15 protein-coding genes are annotated in these 15,216 nt (G+C 59.5%); 4 read left to right on the top strand and 11 right to left on the bottom strand.

Annotation, left to right across the window (positions count from 1 at the left end; all coding sequences use genetic code 11):
* Positions 1 to 94 precede the first annotated feature (94 nt).
* Both ELQ88_RS07665 and ELQ88_RS07660 read left to right on the top strand, forming a co-directional pair.
* On the top strand, positions 95 to 1,294 hold the full coding sequence (locus ELQ88_RS07665; RefSeq protein WP_128870842.1) for a CaiB/BaiF CoA-transferase family protein: 1,200 nt from the start codon (positions 95 to 97) through the stop codon (positions 1,292 to 1,294).
* Positions 1,275 to 2,216, top strand: coding sequence for a TIGR02285 family protein (locus ELQ88_RS07660; protein WP_138964412.1), 942 nt, complete (start codon positions 1,275 to 1,277; stop codon positions 2,214 to 2,216). The genes ELQ88_RS07665 and ELQ88_RS07660 overlap by 20 nt, the downstream gene beginning before the upstream one ends.
* A 171-nt stretch (positions 2,217 to 2,387) precedes the next feature.
* Here ELQ88_RS07660 and ELQ88_RS07655 read toward each other — a convergent pair whose 3' ends face one another.
* The 11 genes from ELQ88_RS07655 to ffh all read right to left on the bottom strand — a co-directional run bounded on the left by ELQ88_RS07655 (position 2,388) and on the right by ffh (position 12,883).
* Positions 2,388 to 2,675 (bottom strand): DUF3509 domain-containing protein, encoded by a 288-nt coding sequence (locus ELQ88_RS07655; protein ID WP_128870840.1) that lies wholly within the window; start codon positions 2,673 to 2,675, stop codon positions 2,388 to 2,390.
* A gap of 176 nt (positions 2,676 to 2,851) precedes the next feature.
* Positions 2,852 to 4,204 (bottom strand): transporter substrate-binding domain-containing protein, encoded by a 1,353-nt coding sequence (locus ELQ88_RS07650; protein WP_138964410.1) that lies wholly within the window; start codon positions 4,202 to 4,204, stop codon positions 2,852 to 2,854.
* A 132-nt stretch (positions 4,205 to 4,336) separates the two neighbouring features.
* Positions 4,337 to 5,746, bottom strand: a complete 1,410-nt coding sequence (gene thrC / locus ELQ88_RS07645) for a threonine synthase (protein ID WP_128870838.1) — start codon at positions 5,744 to 5,746, stop codon at positions 4,337 to 4,339.
* A 66-nt stretch (positions 5,747 to 5,812) separates the two neighbouring features.
* A complete protein-coding gene (locus ELQ88_RS07640; RefSeq protein ID WP_128870837.1) occupies positions 5,813 to 7,117 on the bottom strand; it encodes a homoserine dehydrogenase in 1,305 nt (434 codons plus the stop codon).
* Positions 7,118 to 7,250: 133 nt separating this feature from the next.
* The gene (dsbC, locus tag ELQ88_RS07635; RefSeq protein WP_128870836.1) at positions 7,251 to 7,982 is read right to left on the bottom strand and encodes a bifunctional protein-disulfide isomerase/oxidoreductase DsbC; all 732 of its coding nucleotides are present in this window, start codon (positions 7,980 to 7,982) and stop codon (positions 7,251 to 7,253) included.
* Between the two features lie 163 nt (positions 7,983 to 8,145).
* Entirely contained in the window at positions 8,146 to 9,042 is an 897-nt protein-coding gene (gene xerD / locus ELQ88_RS07630) for a site-specific tyrosine recombinase XerD (protein ID WP_128870835.1), read from the bottom strand.
* 269 nt (positions 9,043 to 9,311) lie between these two features.
* Positions 9,312 to 9,662: a 50S ribosomal protein L19 gene (gene rplS, locus ELQ88_RS07625; protein WP_003175895.1), complete on the bottom strand. Its 351-nt coding sequence runs from the start codon at positions 9,660 to 9,662 to the stop codon at positions 9,312 to 9,314.
* Positions 9,663 to 9,707: 45 nt separating this feature from the next.
* Complete coding sequence (gene trmD / locus ELQ88_RS07620; RefSeq protein WP_178084677.1) at positions 9,708 to 10,481, bottom strand: tRNA (guanosine(37)-N1)-methyltransferase TrmD; 774 nt, start codon at positions 10,479 to 10,481, stop codon at positions 9,708 to 9,710.
* Positions 10,463 to 10,999 carry a ribosome maturation factor RimM gene (gene rimM / locus ELQ88_RS07615; RefSeq protein ID WP_008014731.1) on the bottom strand — a complete coding sequence of 179 codons (537 nt, stop codon included), beginning with the start codon at positions 10,997 to 10,999 and terminating at the stop codon, positions 10,463 to 10,465. The genes trmD and rimM overlap by 19 nt, the downstream gene beginning before the upstream one ends.
* 5 nt (positions 11,000 to 11,004) lie before the next feature.
* Entirely contained in the window at positions 11,005 to 11,256 is a 252-nt protein-coding gene (gene rpsP, locus ELQ88_RS07610) for a 30S ribosomal protein S16 (protein WP_025854836.1), read from the bottom strand.
* A 250-nt stretch (positions 11,257 to 11,506) separates the two neighbouring features.
* Positions 11,507 to 12,883 carry a signal recognition particle protein gene (gene ffh / locus ELQ88_RS07605; protein WP_008014733.1) on the bottom strand — a complete coding sequence of 459 codons (1,377 nt, stop codon included), beginning with the start codon at positions 12,881 to 12,883 and terminating at the stop codon, positions 11,507 to 11,509.
* A gap of 195 nt (positions 12,884 to 13,078) precedes the next feature.
* Here ffh and ccsA point away from each other — a divergent pair, with 195 nt between their 5' ends.
* Both ccsA and ELQ88_RS07595 read left to right on the top strand, forming a co-directional pair.
* The gene (gene ccsA, locus ELQ88_RS07600; protein WP_128870834.1) at positions 13,079 to 13,891 is read left to right on the top strand and encodes a cytochrome c biogenesis protein CcsA; all 813 of its coding nucleotides are present in this window, start codon (positions 13,079 to 13,081) and stop codon (positions 13,889 to 13,891) included.
* Between the two features lie 12 nt (positions 13,892 to 13,903).
* On the top strand, positions 13,904 to 15,139 hold the full coding sequence (locus tag ELQ88_RS07595; protein WP_128870833.1) for a transporter associated domain-containing protein: 1,236 nt from the start codon (positions 13,904 to 13,906) through the stop codon (positions 15,137 to 15,139).
* The last annotated feature ends 77 nt before the right edge of the window (positions 15,140 to 15,216 follow it).

The following is a 15,216-nucleotide window of genomic DNA, read 5'->3' as shown; positions in this document are numbered from 1 at the left end:
ATCAACGAATTGAAGGCGAATCAACCTTGGGCGGCTGACACCGGGCTATGCTAAAACGCTCTACCCGTTAAGCCTTTGTCCTAAAGGATCCAGCATGCCGTTCACCGCCAAACCGCTCTCAGGTCTGAAAGTCATTGAATTGGGCACCTTGATCGCCGGGCCGTTTGCCTCGCGCATCTGCGGTGAATTCGGTGCCGAAGTGATCAAGATTGAATCCCCGGACGGTGGTGACCCCTTGCGCAAGTGGCGCAAGTTGTACGAAGGCACCTCGCTGTGGTGGTTCGTCCAGGCTCGCAACAAAAAGTCCCTGACGCTGAACCTCAAGCATCCGGACGGTCTGGCGATTTTGAAAAAGCTGCTCGGCGAAGCGGACATTCTGATCGAGAATTTTCGCCCCGGCGTCCTGGAAAAACTCGGCCTGGGCTGGGAAGTCCTGCACGCACTGAACCCGAAACTGGTGATGGTGCGTCTATCGGGATTCGGTCAGACCGGACCGATGAAGGATCAACCAGGGTTTGGCGCCGTCGGTGAATCCATGGGCGGCCTGCGCTACATCACCGGCTTCGAAGACCGACCACCGGTGCGCACCGGCATCTCCATCGGCGATTCGATTGCCGCACTCTGGGGCGTGATTGGCGCGCTGATGGCCCTGCGTCATCGCGAAGTCAACGGTGGCCTGGGCCAAGTGGTCGATGTGGCACTGTATGAAGCGATCTTCGCCATGATGGAAAGCATGGTCCCGGAGTTCGACGTGTTCGGTTTCATCCGCGAACGCACCGGTAACATCATGCCCGGCATCACCCCCTCTTCGATCCACACCAGCGCCGACGGCAAACATGTGCAGATCGGTGCCAACGGCGATGCCATTTTCAAACGCTTCATGCTGCTCATTGGCCGGGAAGACCTGGCCAGCGACCCGCTATTGGCCAGCAACGACGGGCGCGACAGCCGACGCGACGAGATTTACGGGGTGATTGATCGCTGGGTCAACTCGCTGCCACTGGATGCCATCATCGAGCAGTTGAATCAGGCTGATGTACCGGCCAGCCGGATCTTCAGTGCCGAAGATATGTTCAGCGATCCGCAGTACCTGGCCAGGGAAATGTTTCTCAAGGCCAAGCTGCCTGACGGCAAGGATTTCAAGATGCCGGGGATCGTGCCGAAACTTTCAGAAACGCCTGGCACATCGGAATGGGTCGGACCGCAGCTGGGCGAACACAATACGCAGGTACTGAACGACCTTGGTTACGACAGGGAACAGATCGCAAAGCTGCGTGAAGACGGCGCCATCTAAGCTGCAGCGCCTGCCTGCGCGGCTCATCAAACACTGCCTGTCGAGCGGCGGACGAACGCTGCGCGCACTCGCGGTTTTCCTCCTGCTGGCCAGTCAGGCTCAATCGACGTGGGCGCAGCCCAAGGAAACCCTGGTCTGGCTGTTGCGCGACCTGCCACCGCTGATGATTTTCGAAGGACCGGAAAAGGGCCGGGGCGTCATCGATCAACTGTTGCCGTTGCTGATCGCTCGCATGCCGCAATACCAACACACCCTGATGCGGGTCAATCGCGCTCGCGGCTCGCAAATGCTCCGCGAGCCGTCCCTCACGTGCGATGCGGCGCTGAACTGGAGCCAGGAACGCGCCAGCTGGATGGCGTTTTCCATCCCGGTCTTTCGGGCCATCAGTAATGGCCTGGCAGTGCGGCGCGTTGATCGGGAGCTGCTGACGCCCTTTATCAAGGACGGCGAAGTGGACCTGGCGGCCCTGCTCGCCAGCGGCGACGAAAAGCTGGGAATCATTGCCGAGCGCAACTACGGCGAGTACCTCGATGCACTGCTCAAACAAGCACCCGCCCATGCGCTGACGCTCCACTACGGCAACGACGCGTTGGGCAGCCTGTTACAGATGCAACGCCTGGGACGCTTGCGACTGCTGTTGGGGTACCGCTCGGAGATCCGCTACCAGGCCCGGCAGCAGGGGCTCGCGGAAGACGAATTGCAGTTCTACCCGATCCGCGGCACCGGCCGATACCTTTCCGGTTACATCGGCTGTACCGACACCCCGCAGGGCCGCCAGGCCATCGCCGAGATCAACCAACTGCTGCGCGACCTGCCCCACGAGCGCTTGAGCGAGGCCTACGCCGCCTGGCTGGACCCGGACAGTCGCAGCGACTACCTGCAAGCCAGCAAGGCATTTTTCAGCCAGCAGGCCGGGCAATGACAAATCGCGGGCAAAAAGAAACCCCGAGAAGTGGGGAGACGACTCGGGGTTAAACGTGGCCTACATAAAGACCAGTAACAGCAAGCTACAAGCACCGGAGCACAATGCTTGATCCTGCTGTTACATGCTCTGACCGACCTTGGAGCAGGAAGGTTCCCGCAAAACATAATTTCATTTTCGGCTGGCCAGGGGCTTGCCCTGAGCAGCATTGCGCAACGCTGCGATAACGCAGGGCTCCAGACGCCCTTCGGCAATCAGCACATCGCGATGCAATCCGTCGACCACATCCGTCAGCAGACGCTTATCGGTCAACTGTGCCTGGTTGAATTCCCGTTCGACCGCAATGGCGCCAGTCGAATTTTTCAGGGTCACCAGGCATTTGCCCTGGGGTCCCGATGGGGTCAACGTCACCTGATACGGGCTCAGAGCCTCACCGAGCAATAGACTGATACTTTCCATCTCGATCACCACTCAATAGTCCGAAAACAAAGTGCCTGGGGCGTGTCCACTGTAAATGACCACTGGCCTCGGGGGAAAGTTCTGGATGCCGATTGCAGACACATCGGCGTCGCTGGTCGATGGAGCATGCATGGCGAAGATGACAAAGACAAAACAGCGGCGGCAGATCAGCCGCATCAATCCTGCTTTTTACACTTGCCGATATCGCTCCATCCACCCAACAGACCGCGCAACTTGCCGTCTGCACCGTAAAGCGGCACCGTCCACTGGTAAATATCCCTGGGCCCACTCTTGAATAACAACTGACACAGGCTGAAGCTCGTCTTGCGAGTCGCCAGTTGTGCCATCAACTCGGCATGCAGCCGTTCGGCAGTCTCCCTGGGCAAGGTATCGAGTTCGATCAATTGCCGTCCCTTGACCTGGTCGAAACGAGTCGACAGGCTTTCTTCATAACTTTTGTTGCACATGACCAACCGTCCTTCCAGATCACGAACGAACATCGGATCGGGCATGGCGTCCATCAACGCTCGTTGAAAGGCCAACTGATCACGAAGGTCTGTCTCGGCCTCCAGACGCCGCTGGAGCAGGGTCCTGCGCCGATGACTCCAACCTATCGACAGTGCGGATACGCCGACCGCCAACACACCCCACCAGCCCCACTTCGTGAGCCGCTGCCAGGCAGTGGGCGCTTGTACCGGAACACTTCCAGTGGTCCATTTCAGGCGAATGGCGCGTAACTCCGCAGGCGCAAATGCTGCAAGCGCCTTGTTGAGGATACTCAACAACTGCGGCTGGCCTTTGCCTACCGACAGATAATCGGCGGTCCAGAGTCCCTCCACCGCTTGCCCGACCTCGAGCTGTCCCGCCGGGTAAAATTGCGCCGCGATTTCATTTTCAATGGTGGCATAAGCCTCACCACTGACGACCAGCGCCCGGGCCTCGGCGTAGGTCTTGACCGAACGCAATTGGATGGCCGGATAGTCACGGCGAATCATGGATTCGAGCGCATGCCTGGCCGGCAGCACCAATACTTGCTGTGACAGCTGCTGCAGAGATTCTACCCGGGGTTCCCCCACCCGCCCGACCAATACCCAACCTGCGCCACCGAACGCATGGCTGAAATCCAGAAACGCCTTGCGCTCGTCATTCATCGACAGCGACGGACTCATATTCGCCGCGCCGCTTTCCAGTTGCGCCAGCATCTGCTCGGTGGAAAACGTCTCTTCGTACACAAATTGCAGACCGGTCATGGCGCTGATGCGATTGAGCACATCGTTGTACAGCCCGCTCCACTGCCCGTACTCGTCCTTGAACAGAAACAGCGGGAAGTGCTTCGACGCGACAACGACTCGCGGGTGCTCGGCGATCCATTGCCGCTCCTGAGCGCTCAGTCCGATCGTCGCGCCTGCGACTGCGCCCCTGGGATCAGGTGTCGCCAGATGCATCGCCATCACCCAATGCGCAACGCCGATGGCGCTGAGCAAAAACATCCAGCGCGCGACTGGTTTCAATCCTCTGAAAAATAGCATTGCCCCTTCCCTGGTCATCGAATCGCCTGTCCTTGATGGGACGATTCTTCATGTAGACACACGATAAGTGTGACACCCGGAAACGAGAAAGCCCGTCGGGAGACGGGCTTTATATGTGACAGCTTATGCCGGTTACAGGGGCTTGCCGCGGTTGCCATGCTGACTGACAAAGGCCTGCACGGCTTTCAGGTCATTCGGCAGAACGGTGCAGCGCTCATCTCGCTCAAACAAATCAGCAAGATGCACAGGCAGTTCAAGCGCTTTTCCTACACCGGCTTTTTCCACCGCGTCCGGGAATTTGACCGGGTGGGCCGTGCCCAGGATCACCATCGGAATATCCAGGCTGCGCCGGCATTCGCGCGCGGCCTTGACGCCAATGGCCGTGTGCGGATCCAGCAGCTCACCGGTCTGCTCGTAGACTTCGGCGATGGTTTCGCAGGTTTGTGCGTCATCCACGGCCAGGGAGTCGAACAGCTTGCGGGCTTCGGTCCAGCGTTCCTGTTCGACGCTGAAACCGCCACCTTGCTTGAAGGTGTCCATCAGGCCGGCAATCGCCGCGCCGTTGCGACCGTGCAGGTCGAACAACAGGCGTTCGAAGTTCGACGAAACCATGATGTCCATGGACGGCGACAGCGTGGCGTGCAGGGTTTCCTTGACGTACTGATTACCGCTCATGAAGCGGTGCAGGATGTCGTTGCGGTTGGTGGCGACGATCAACTGGTTGATCGGCAGGCCCATGTTGCGTGCCAGGTAGCCGGCGAAGATGTCACCGAAGTTGCCGGTCGGCACCGAGAACGATACCGAGCGGGCCGGGCCGCCCAACTGCAGGGCTGCATGGAAGTAGTAAACGATCTGGGCCATGATCCGCGCCCAGTTGATCGAGTTCACCGCGACCAGGCGCGTGCCCTTGAGGAAGCTCTGGTCGGCGAAGCTGGCCTTGACCATTTCCTGGCAGTCATCGAAGTTGCCTTCGATGGCGATGTTGTGGATGTTTTCGCCGAAAATGGTGGTCATCTGGCGACGCTGCACTTCGGACACGCGGTTGTGCGGGTGCAGGATGAAAATGTCGACGTTATCGCAGTGCTTGCAGCCTTCGATGGCAGCCGAACCGGTATCACCGGAGGTGGCGCCGACGATCACCACGCGCTCGCCGCGCTTTTCCAGCACGTAGTCGAGCAGGCGACCGAGCAGTTGCAGGGCGAAGTCCTTGAACGCCAGGGTCGGGCCGTGGAACAGCTCCAGCACCCATTCGTTGCCGTTCAGCTGACGCAACGGCGCCACGGCGTTGTGCGAGAACACGCCGTATGTCTCTTCGAGAATCTTTTTGAAATCGGCGTCAGGGATGCTGCCAGTCACGAACGGGCGCATCACCCGAAAGGCCAGCTCGTGATACGGCAGGCCGGCCCAGGAAGCGATTTCTTCCTGGGTGAAACGAGGCAGGTTTTCCGGCACATACAAGCCGCCGTCAGTGGCTAGGCCTGCCAGCAGGACGTCTTCGAAATTCAGGGCCGGTGCCTGGCCGCGGGTACTGATATAACGCATGACTGGCTCCAATAGACTGTGTTCGTTAACCCGGGCCCGCTCACGAGCCCGGTGAACAAAAACGACTTAGTTCAAATGCTCGACACGGATCCGTACGACCGGACCGACCACGCCTGCCAAGGCTTCCAGGGCGGCGATCGCGTCGTTCATGCGCTGTTCACGCACACGGTGAGTCAACAGAATCATCGGCACCAGGCCGTCGTGTTCTTCGACTTCCTTTTGCATGATCGATTCGATGTTGATGCCACGCTCCGACAGAATGCTCGCCACCTGAGCCAATACGCCCGGATGGTCCTTGGCCTGAATGCGCAGGTAGTAGGAGCTTTCGCAGGCTTCGATCGGCAGGATCGGGTGGGCCGACAGCGAATCCGGCTGGAAGGCCAGGTGCGGCACGCGGTTTTCCGGGTCGGAGGTCATGGCGCGAACCACGTCAACCAGGTCGGCGATCACCGACGAAGCCGTCGGCTCCATGCCGGCGCCAGCACCGTAGAACAGGGTCGAACCGGCAGCGTCACCGTTGACCATCACCGCGTTCATCACGCCGTTGACGTTGGCAAGCAGGCGATCGGCCGGGATCAGCGTCGGGTGCACGCGCAGTTCAATGCCGGCAGCAGTGCTGCGTGCCACGCCGAGGTGCTTGATGCGATAACCCAGCGCTTCGGCGTAGTTCACGTCAGCGGTGGTCAGCTTGGTGATGCCTTCGGTGTAAGCCTTGTCGAACTGTAGCGGGATGCCGAACGCGATGGACGCGAGGATCGTCAGCTTGTGGGCGGCGTCGATGCCTTCGACGTCAAAAGTCGGATCGGCTTCGGCGTAACCCAGGGCTTGCGCCTCGGCGAGGACGTCTTCGAACGTCCGGCCCTTTTCGCGCATTTCGGTCAGGATGAAGTTACCGGTGCCGTTGATGATGCCGGCCACCCAGTTGATACGGTTGGCGGACAGGCCTTCGCGGATCGCCTTGATCACCGGAATGCCACCGGCCACGGCCGCTTCGAACGCGACGATCACACCCTTCTCGCGAGCCTTGGCGAAAATTTCGTTACCGTGAACGGCAATCAGTGCCTTGTTCGCGGTGACCACATGCTTGCCATTCTCGATGGCCTTGAGTACCAGCTCACGGGCAACGGTGTAGCCGCCCACCAGCTCTATGACGATGTCGATCTCAGGGTTCGTGGCCACTTCGAACACATCGTTGGTAATCGCAATACCGGTCGTTTGGAACTGAGGCTTTGGCGTGCGCGTGGCAATTTGTGCCACTTCGATTCCACGCCCGGCACGACGAGCAATTTCCTCGGCGTTGCGCTGAAGTACGTTGAAGGTACCGCCACCGACGGTCCCTAACCCACAGATGCCTACTTTGACCGGTTTCACTGTGAACTCCCCATAAAACGGCCGACTCGAGGCCGGCCGTGAAAACAACCGCATAGTTGCGGTTCTCTATTAATGGCCAGGCGGATGACCGCCCGACCATGATCGTCAAAGGCTGACCGTGACGATACGAACTTTATTTCGCATCCAGCGCCAGTTTGGCGACTTGTGGTGCTGGCTGGTAGCCCGGAATGACCTGGCCATCAGCCAAAACGATGGCCGGTGTACCGTTCACGCCGATCGACTGACCGAGGGCGAACTGCTTGGAAACCGGGTTATCGCACTTGGCGGCCTTGATTTCCTTGCCGTCGACCATTTTGTCCATGGCGGCCTTCTTGTCTTTCGAGCACCAGACCGCTTGCAGCTGTTCGTCACCCGGCGACCCCAGGCCCTGGCGCGGGAACGCCACGTAGCGCACTTCAATACCGCGCTTGTTCAGCTCAGGCACTTCGGCGTGCAGTTTGTGGCAATACGGGCACGTGGTATCGGTGAACACGGTGATGTGCGATTTGGTTTCGCCGATCGCCGGGTAAACCACGGTTTCCGCTACCGGAATCGCGTTGACCAGTTTGGAAACGCCCAGGCGTTCGGTCTTCTCGGTCAGGTTGACCGGCTTGCCGTCCTTGAGCTGGAACATGTAGCCCTGCATCACGTACTGGCCGTCGGCGCTGGCGTAGAGCACGCGGCTGCCCTTGAGCTTGACTTCATACAGACCGGCCAGCGGGCTGGCGCTGATGGCTTCGATCGGGGTTTCAAGCTGGAGGCTTTCCAGGCTTTTACGAATCGCTTTGTCGGCCGCGTCATCGGCGACGGCAAAGGTGCTGACCAACGCAATGGCTGCGGCGGCGAAAATCTGGGTCAGACGCATGAGAACTCCTGAAGGCGGACAAATGGGACGATCAGAACGCCCGTGCCGAAACACCGGGTCATAATCGCCCATCGTGCAAACCGGCAAAGCCTACCACATAAGGCCCCTGTGGCCGAATGCGCCTGACGCAAGACATCTTGAGGGCGCTCCCACAGGGACCCGCTCAGCCGCGCGGGTGGTGTTTGGCGTGCAGGTCTTGCAGGCGCGCCCGGGCGACGTGGGTGTAGATCTGCGTGGTGGACAAGTCGCTATGGCCCAGCAGCATCTGCACCACCCGCAAATCGGCGCCGTGGTTGAGCAGGTGCGTGGCGAAGGCGTGACGCAGCGTATGCGGCGACAGCGACTTGCCGATCCCGGCGACCTTGGCCTGGTGCTTGATGCGGTGCCAGAAGGTCTGGCGGGTCATCTGCTCGCCGCGCTGACTGGGGAACATCACATCACTTGGACGCCCCCCAAGCAGTTCATGGCGGCCATCACGCATATAGCGCTCAACCCAGACGATCGCCTCCTCGCCCATCGGCACCAGTCGCTCCTTGCTGCCCTTGCCCATCACCCGCAGCACGCCCTGGCGCAGGTTGACCTGCTCCAGGGTCAGGCTGATCAGCTCCGTCACCCGCAAGCCGCAGGCGTAAAGCACTTCGAGCATGGCGCGATCGCGCTGGCCGATGGCTTCGCTCAAGTCCGGTGCCTTGAGCAGCGCCTCGACATCGGCTTCCGACAGGGATTTAGGCAATGGCCTGCCGAGCTGAGGCATATCGATGCGCAAGGTCGGATCGACGGCAATCAGCTTTTCCCGCAGTAAATAGCGATAAAACCCACGCACGCCGGAGAGAAATCGTGCAGTTGAACGGGGCTTGTAGTTTTGTTCCAGGCGCCAGGCCAAGTGATCGAGGATCAACTCGCGTCCGGCGTTGATCAGCTCCAGGCCTTTCTCCTGCAGCCAGCCGTTGAACAAGGCGAGATCGCTGCGATAGGCATCGCGAGTGTTATCGGACAGGCCTTTCTCCAACCACAGGGCGTCGAGAAATTGGTCTATCCGTGGGTGGTCAATGGCGGGCATAGAGGCTCAGGTCACTGGAAAACTGACGGCAAGTCTTTCATAGCCTGCTGTGGCTTTATAGAGCCTGATGCAATTGATTGGGTGATGGCGTGATCTCTTGCAGGAGCGAGGCTTGCCCGCGAAGACGGACTTACATTCAACATTTATGTTGGCTGATATGACGTCTTCGCGGGCAAGCCTCGCGCCTACAGGTCAGGTTTGTATCGGGTAAATCGCAGGCAACAAAAAAGCAGCCCGCAGGCTGCTTTTTTCTGCATCGGAAGCTGGACTTAAGCCAGTTTTTCCTTGATGCGAGCTGCTTTACCGGACAGGTCACGCAGGTAGTACAGCTTGGCTTTACGTACGTCACCACGACGTTTAACGGCCATGCTGTCGATTTGCGGGCTGTAGGTCTGGAAAGTACGCTCTACGCCAACACCGTTGGAGATTTTACGCACGGTGAAAGCACTGTTTACGCCGCGGTTACGCTTGGCGATAACAACACCTTCGAACGCTTGCAGACGCGAACGGTCGCCTTCCTTCACTTTCACCTGAACGACAATGGTGTCGCCCGGGGCAAAGGTAGGGATCTCTTTGGTCATCTGCTCTGCTTCGAGTGCAAGGATGATTTTGTTAGTCATGCTGTGCTCCTAAGGTAGATCGTCGGATCTACCATCGATACGTTGTTAACTATCGTCCCGCTCGCGGATGTATTCCTCGAGCAGCTTCTTCTCTTCTCCAGAAAGCGAGCGGCTTTCCAGAAGATCGGCGCGTCGTTCAAAGGTCCTACCAAGGGACTGCTGTAAACGCCAACGCCGGATATGCGCGTGATTGCCACTTAGCAATACGTCGGGAACACGCTGATCCGCATACACCTCCGGTCGGGTGTAGTGCGGGCAATCCAGCAAACCATCCGTAAAGGAATCTTCCTCGGCGGAGTCCGCATGCCCTAAAGCTCCAGGCAGCAGTCGTGTAACCGCATCGATCAGGACCATCGCCGGCAGCTCACCGCCAGACAGTACATAGTCGCCAATCGACCACTCTTCATCGACATGAGCTTCAATAAAACGCTCGTCAATGCCTTCATAGCGGCCGGCAATCAGGATCAATGCATCCAGATTCGCCAACTCGCGTACCGCCGACTGATTCAGTTGACGGCCTTGGGGGGACAGGTAAATCACCTTCGCCGCCTCCCCGGCTGCTGCCTTGGCCTGAACCAACGCATCTTCCAGGGGCTTGATCTTCATCACCATGCCCGGACCACCGCCAAATGGGCGATCGTCCACAGTGTGATGTCGATCCGTCGTGTAGTCTCGCGGATTCCAACAGGTGAGCTGCAACAGCCCCTGTTTCACCGCACGACTGGTGATGCCGTACTCGCTGATGGCGGAGAACATCTCGGGAAACAAACTGATCACTTCTACGCGCAGGTTAGCCACGTTTAGAAGTCCGCATCCCATTCCACCTTCATCTCGCCCGCGGCCAGGTCGACGGCCAACACGCATTGCTCCGTATAGGGCAACAGGCGTTCGCGATCATCCAGGCTGCCAGCGCAAGGCTTGACCACCATTACATCATTGGCGCCGGTTTCCAGAAGATGATCGATTTTCCCGAGCAATTGCCCGAGTTGATCAATAACCTTCAGACCTTCCAGCTGGTACCAGTAGTACTCGCCGTCGGTCAATTCAGGGAACAGGTTGCGCGGCACGCAGATCTCATAACCGGCCAGAAGACGCGCTTCTTCACGATCATCGAGACCCTTGAGCTTTGCGACCAGGAACTTGTCGTTCCCACGTCCGCTGACCAGCTCGACCTGTTTCACATTGCCTTCGCGCTTGAGCGTCCAGGTTTTGTACTGCAACAGGTTTTCAGTCGGATCAGTAAAGGAATACACCTTCACTTCGCCGCGAACGCCATGAACCGAATAAATTTTGCCGATAACGATCAAATCATCAGCAACAGCTGGCGTCGCGTTCATATTGCTCAGGCTGCGGCCTTAGCCGAGTCCTTCAACAGCTGAGCAACACGCTCAGATGGTTGTGCACCAACGCTCAGCCAGTAGGCTACGCGCTCTTGGTTCACGGACAGGCGGACTTCTTGACCACGAGCGATCGGGTTGAAGAAACCAACTTGTTCCTTGTGAGAGCCGTCACGTGGGTTGCGGCTGTCAGTTACGGTCAAGTGGTAAAACGGGCGCTTTTTGGAGCCGCCAAGGGCAAGACGGATTGTTAGCATGTGAACATCGTTCCTGTAGTCGGTGCTGCAAATCTAAAGGCACAGCGGGCATAGGTGCCCGAAAGGCCGCATATTCTAAGGAATATCCGGACTTTTGCAAATGTCTTTTTCCGGCGGCCTTCCGGTCGCCATCCAGATTTGCTATAGAGCCGTCGTTGAAAACGGCCAGTCAGCTCCCGCCAAGTGCGGGTTTGCTGGAGTTCCCACATCTCTGTGGTACTGCGCCGACATCTCTGGCGGCGCGGATTCTTTACATTTTCGGCATGCCGCCGCCGGGCAACATACCGCCCATGCCGCGCATCATTTTGGCCATTCCGCCTTTCGCGGAGAATTTCTTCATCATCTTCTGCATCTGCTTGTGTTGCTTGATCAAGCGACCGATGTCCTGCACCTGGGTGCCGGAACCCATAGCGATCCGGCGTTTGCGCGAACCGCTGATCAGCTCAGGGTCGCGGCGCTCGGCCGGGGTCATGGAATTGATGATGGCTTCCATCTGCTTGAATTGCTTCTCTGCCGCGCCCTGGGCGTTGCCCATTTGCGCCAGGTTCACGCCGCCGATGTTCGGCAGTTTGTCCATGAGGCCGCCGAGGCCGCCCATGTTTTTCATCTGTTGCAGCTGATCGCGGAAGTCTTCGAGGTCGAAGCCCTTGCCCTTCTTCAGCTTCTTGGCCAGCTTGTCGGCCTTGTCCTTGTCGAGGGTCTGCTCGGCCTGCTCGATCAGGCTGAGCACGTCGCCCATGCCGAGGATGCGCGAAGCAATACGCTCAGGGTGGAACGGCTCGAGCGCTTCGCTCTTCTCGCCCATACCGATGAACTTGATTGGCTTGCCGGTGATGGCACGCACCGACAGGGCGGCACCGCCACGGGCGTCGCCGTCGACCTTGGTCAGGATCACACCGGTCAGGGGCAGCGCGTCGCCAAAGGCCTTGGCCGTGTTGGCGGCATCCTGGCCGGTCATGGCGTCGACCACGAACAGGGTTTCGACCGGGTTGATCGCGGCGTGCAGCGCCTTGATCTCGCCCATCATCTCTTCGTCGATGTGCAAGCGACCGGCGGTATCGACGATGACCACGTCGATGAATTTCAGTTTCGCTTCTTTAATGGCTGCTTGCGCGATGTCGACCGGCTTCTGGCTCAGGTCGGACGGGAAGAAGGTCACGCCGACTTCGCCCGCAAGCATTTCCAGCTGCTTGATCGCCGCCGGACGGTAAACGTCCGCGGAGACGACCATCACCGATTTCTTCTTGCGCTCTTTAAGGAAGCGCGCGAGTTTGCCGGCGGTGGTGGTTTTACCCGCCCCCTGCAAACCGGCCATCAGCACGACGGCAGGCGGCACGGCGCTCAGGTTCAAGTCTTCGTTGGCCGCGCCCATCAGGCTTTCGAGTTCGGCCTGGACAATCTTCACGAAGGCCTGGCCCGGCGTCAGGCTGCGCGACACCTCGGTGCCGACGGCGCGTTCCTTGACCGAGTTGACGAAGTCTTTGACCACCGGCAAGGCGACGTCGGCTTCGAGCAACGCCATGCGCACTTCACGCAGCGTGTCTTTGATGTTGTCCTCGGTCAGCTTGGCCTTGCCGGTGACATGGCGCAGCGTCTGCGAGAGACGGTCGGTTAAGTTTTCAAACATTGCGCGATCCTTTCAGGCCCTGTGTAGACCGGGATAATGGCGGCCCAGACCGGAATCAACATGTGCTCGGCGAGCCTGCGGCGTGGGCAGGTCGCGGATTATAGCGAAGACTGCGTCTGGCGGACACCTCGCACTTTCGTGCGGCGTGGGTTCTATGCCAAACTCAGCGCCTTTCGGGCTTGCCTAACAGGATTTATGCTCCCCTTGTCACCCAGCTTGCTTACCACCCTCGCCGCCGCCTGCTTGTATGCCGCTGCGACCCTCTATCAGGGCACTCGTCTGGCCACCGGCGCCAAGGCCAACAAACGCCTGCTGGTCACGCTCGGCGTGCTGGCCGTGCTGGCCCATGGCGCCAGCCTGGTCACCCATCTGTTGACGCCGATCGGCCTGGGCCTGGATTTTTTCAGCGCCGCCAGCCTGATCGCCGCGGCGGTCATTGCCCTGACCCTGCTGGCCTGCTCGCGGATTCCGGTGGAGAACCTGCTGATATTACTGTTCCCGCTGGGCCTGGCGACCGTGTTGCTCGCGCAGTTCGCCCCCGCAGGGACAGTGCAGATCATCGACGAGGAGCCAGGCATCCTCGCCCACATCCTGCTGTCGATCCTCGCCTATGGCATGTTCACCATTGCGGTGTTCCAGGCGCTGCTGTTGCTGGTTCAGGACCATCAACTCAAGCACAAGCACCCGTCCGGGCTGATCAAGAACTTCCCGCCGCTGCAAACCATGGAAAGCCTGCTGTTCGGCTTCCTCTGGGCGGGTTGGACCCTGCTGTCGTTGTCGCTGATCTCCGGCTGGCTGTTCGTCGACAACCTGTTCGCCCAGCATCTGGTGCACAAGACCTTGCTGGCGTGCCTGGCCTGGATCGTCTTCAGCGTGCTGCTCTGGGGCCGCAACCGCCTGGGCTGGCGCGGACACAAGGCCATTCGCTGGACCCTCGCCGGTTTCTGCCTGCTGATGCTGGCGTACTTCGGCAGCAAGCTGGTCCGTGAATACATCCTGCACATCTGACGGGCGGCATTAATGGACGAATTGCCCATAGGGCCGATGCTTGCAGTCATGGCCCTGCTGATTTTATGGTCGGGGCTGTTTACCGCCATCGAAGCGGCACAACAACATTTGCTGGCCCAGCGCACCGCCTCGCGCTCCAGCGACAAACCCGTGGCGAAACTAAACTTCCCGCTGAACAGCCTGATCCTCTGCAACACCCTGTGCCGCGCGCTGGTGGTGGTCATCAGCACGTTGCTGGCGATTTTCACCTGGGCCGAGAACGGTCCATGGGCCGCTTGCGTCGGTGCCGGCGCCATCCTGCTGGTGTTCGCCGACTACCTGCCACGCACCCTCGCCGTGCGCTACCCGGACGCGGTCCTGGCGCTGGGCAACACCTTGCTTGGCGCGCCACTGAAAATCATCTACCCGGCTGCCTGGCTACTTCATGGCATCAGCCAGTTGCTGATGCGACCGTTCGTGCGCAAAGCCAAAGTGGTGCAACAGAGCGAAGACGAAGCGCCGAACGATAGGCACGACGATCGCGAACACGCCGTCTGCCGCCCGCACCCGCTCTCGGGTATCCACGCGCTGGACGACATCACGGTCAACGATATTCTGGTTCCGCGCAGTGACGTCGACGGGATCAACCTCGACGACGCCCTCCCGGACATCATCGAACAACTGCGTCACAACAAACGCACGCGCCTGCCGGTGTTCCACAGCGATATCAACCAGGTCGAAGCGGTGCTCAACACCCGGCAGATCCGCCACTTGCTGCCCGACGGCAGCCTGACCCTGGAATCGCTGCTGGCGGCCAGTCACGAGCCGTACTTCGTGCCTGAAAGCACACCGCTGCAACTGCAGTTGCTCAATTTTCACAAACAGCAGCGACGCCTGGGCATGGTGGTCGACGAGTACGGCGAAGTGCTCGGCATCGTGACCCTGGAAGACATTCTCGAAGAAATCGTCGGCGAGTTCGAAAGCCAGCACAGCCTGGATAACCCGCATATCCATCCCCAGGCCGATGGGCGACTGGTGATCGATGGCGCGGCGTCGATTCGCGACCTGAACAAGAGCCTGGGCTGGCACCTGCCCAGTGATGGTCCGAAAACCCTCAACGGGTTGGTCACCGAGGCGCTGGAGACGATTCCCGAGAGCGCGGTGTGCCTGAAGATCGGGCGGTATCGGCTGGAAATCCTCGAAACCGAAGACAACCGCGTCACGCGCGTGTTGATCTGGCATACCGCCACAGTGCAAACCCCTGCTTGAAATCATACCCCTGTGCTACCCGCACGCTGCGTTAAAACCCACATCCCTGGGTGTTCGACCATAATAATTAGCTCCAC

It is taken from the genome of Pseudomonas sp. MPC6 (genome assembly GCF_006094435.1).
In the GTDB taxonomy this organism is placed as follows: domain Bacteria; phylum Pseudomonadota; class Gammaproteobacteria; order Pseudomonadales; family Pseudomonadaceae; genus Aquipseudomonas.
This window is presented reverse-complemented; position numbering and strand designations above follow the sequence as displayed.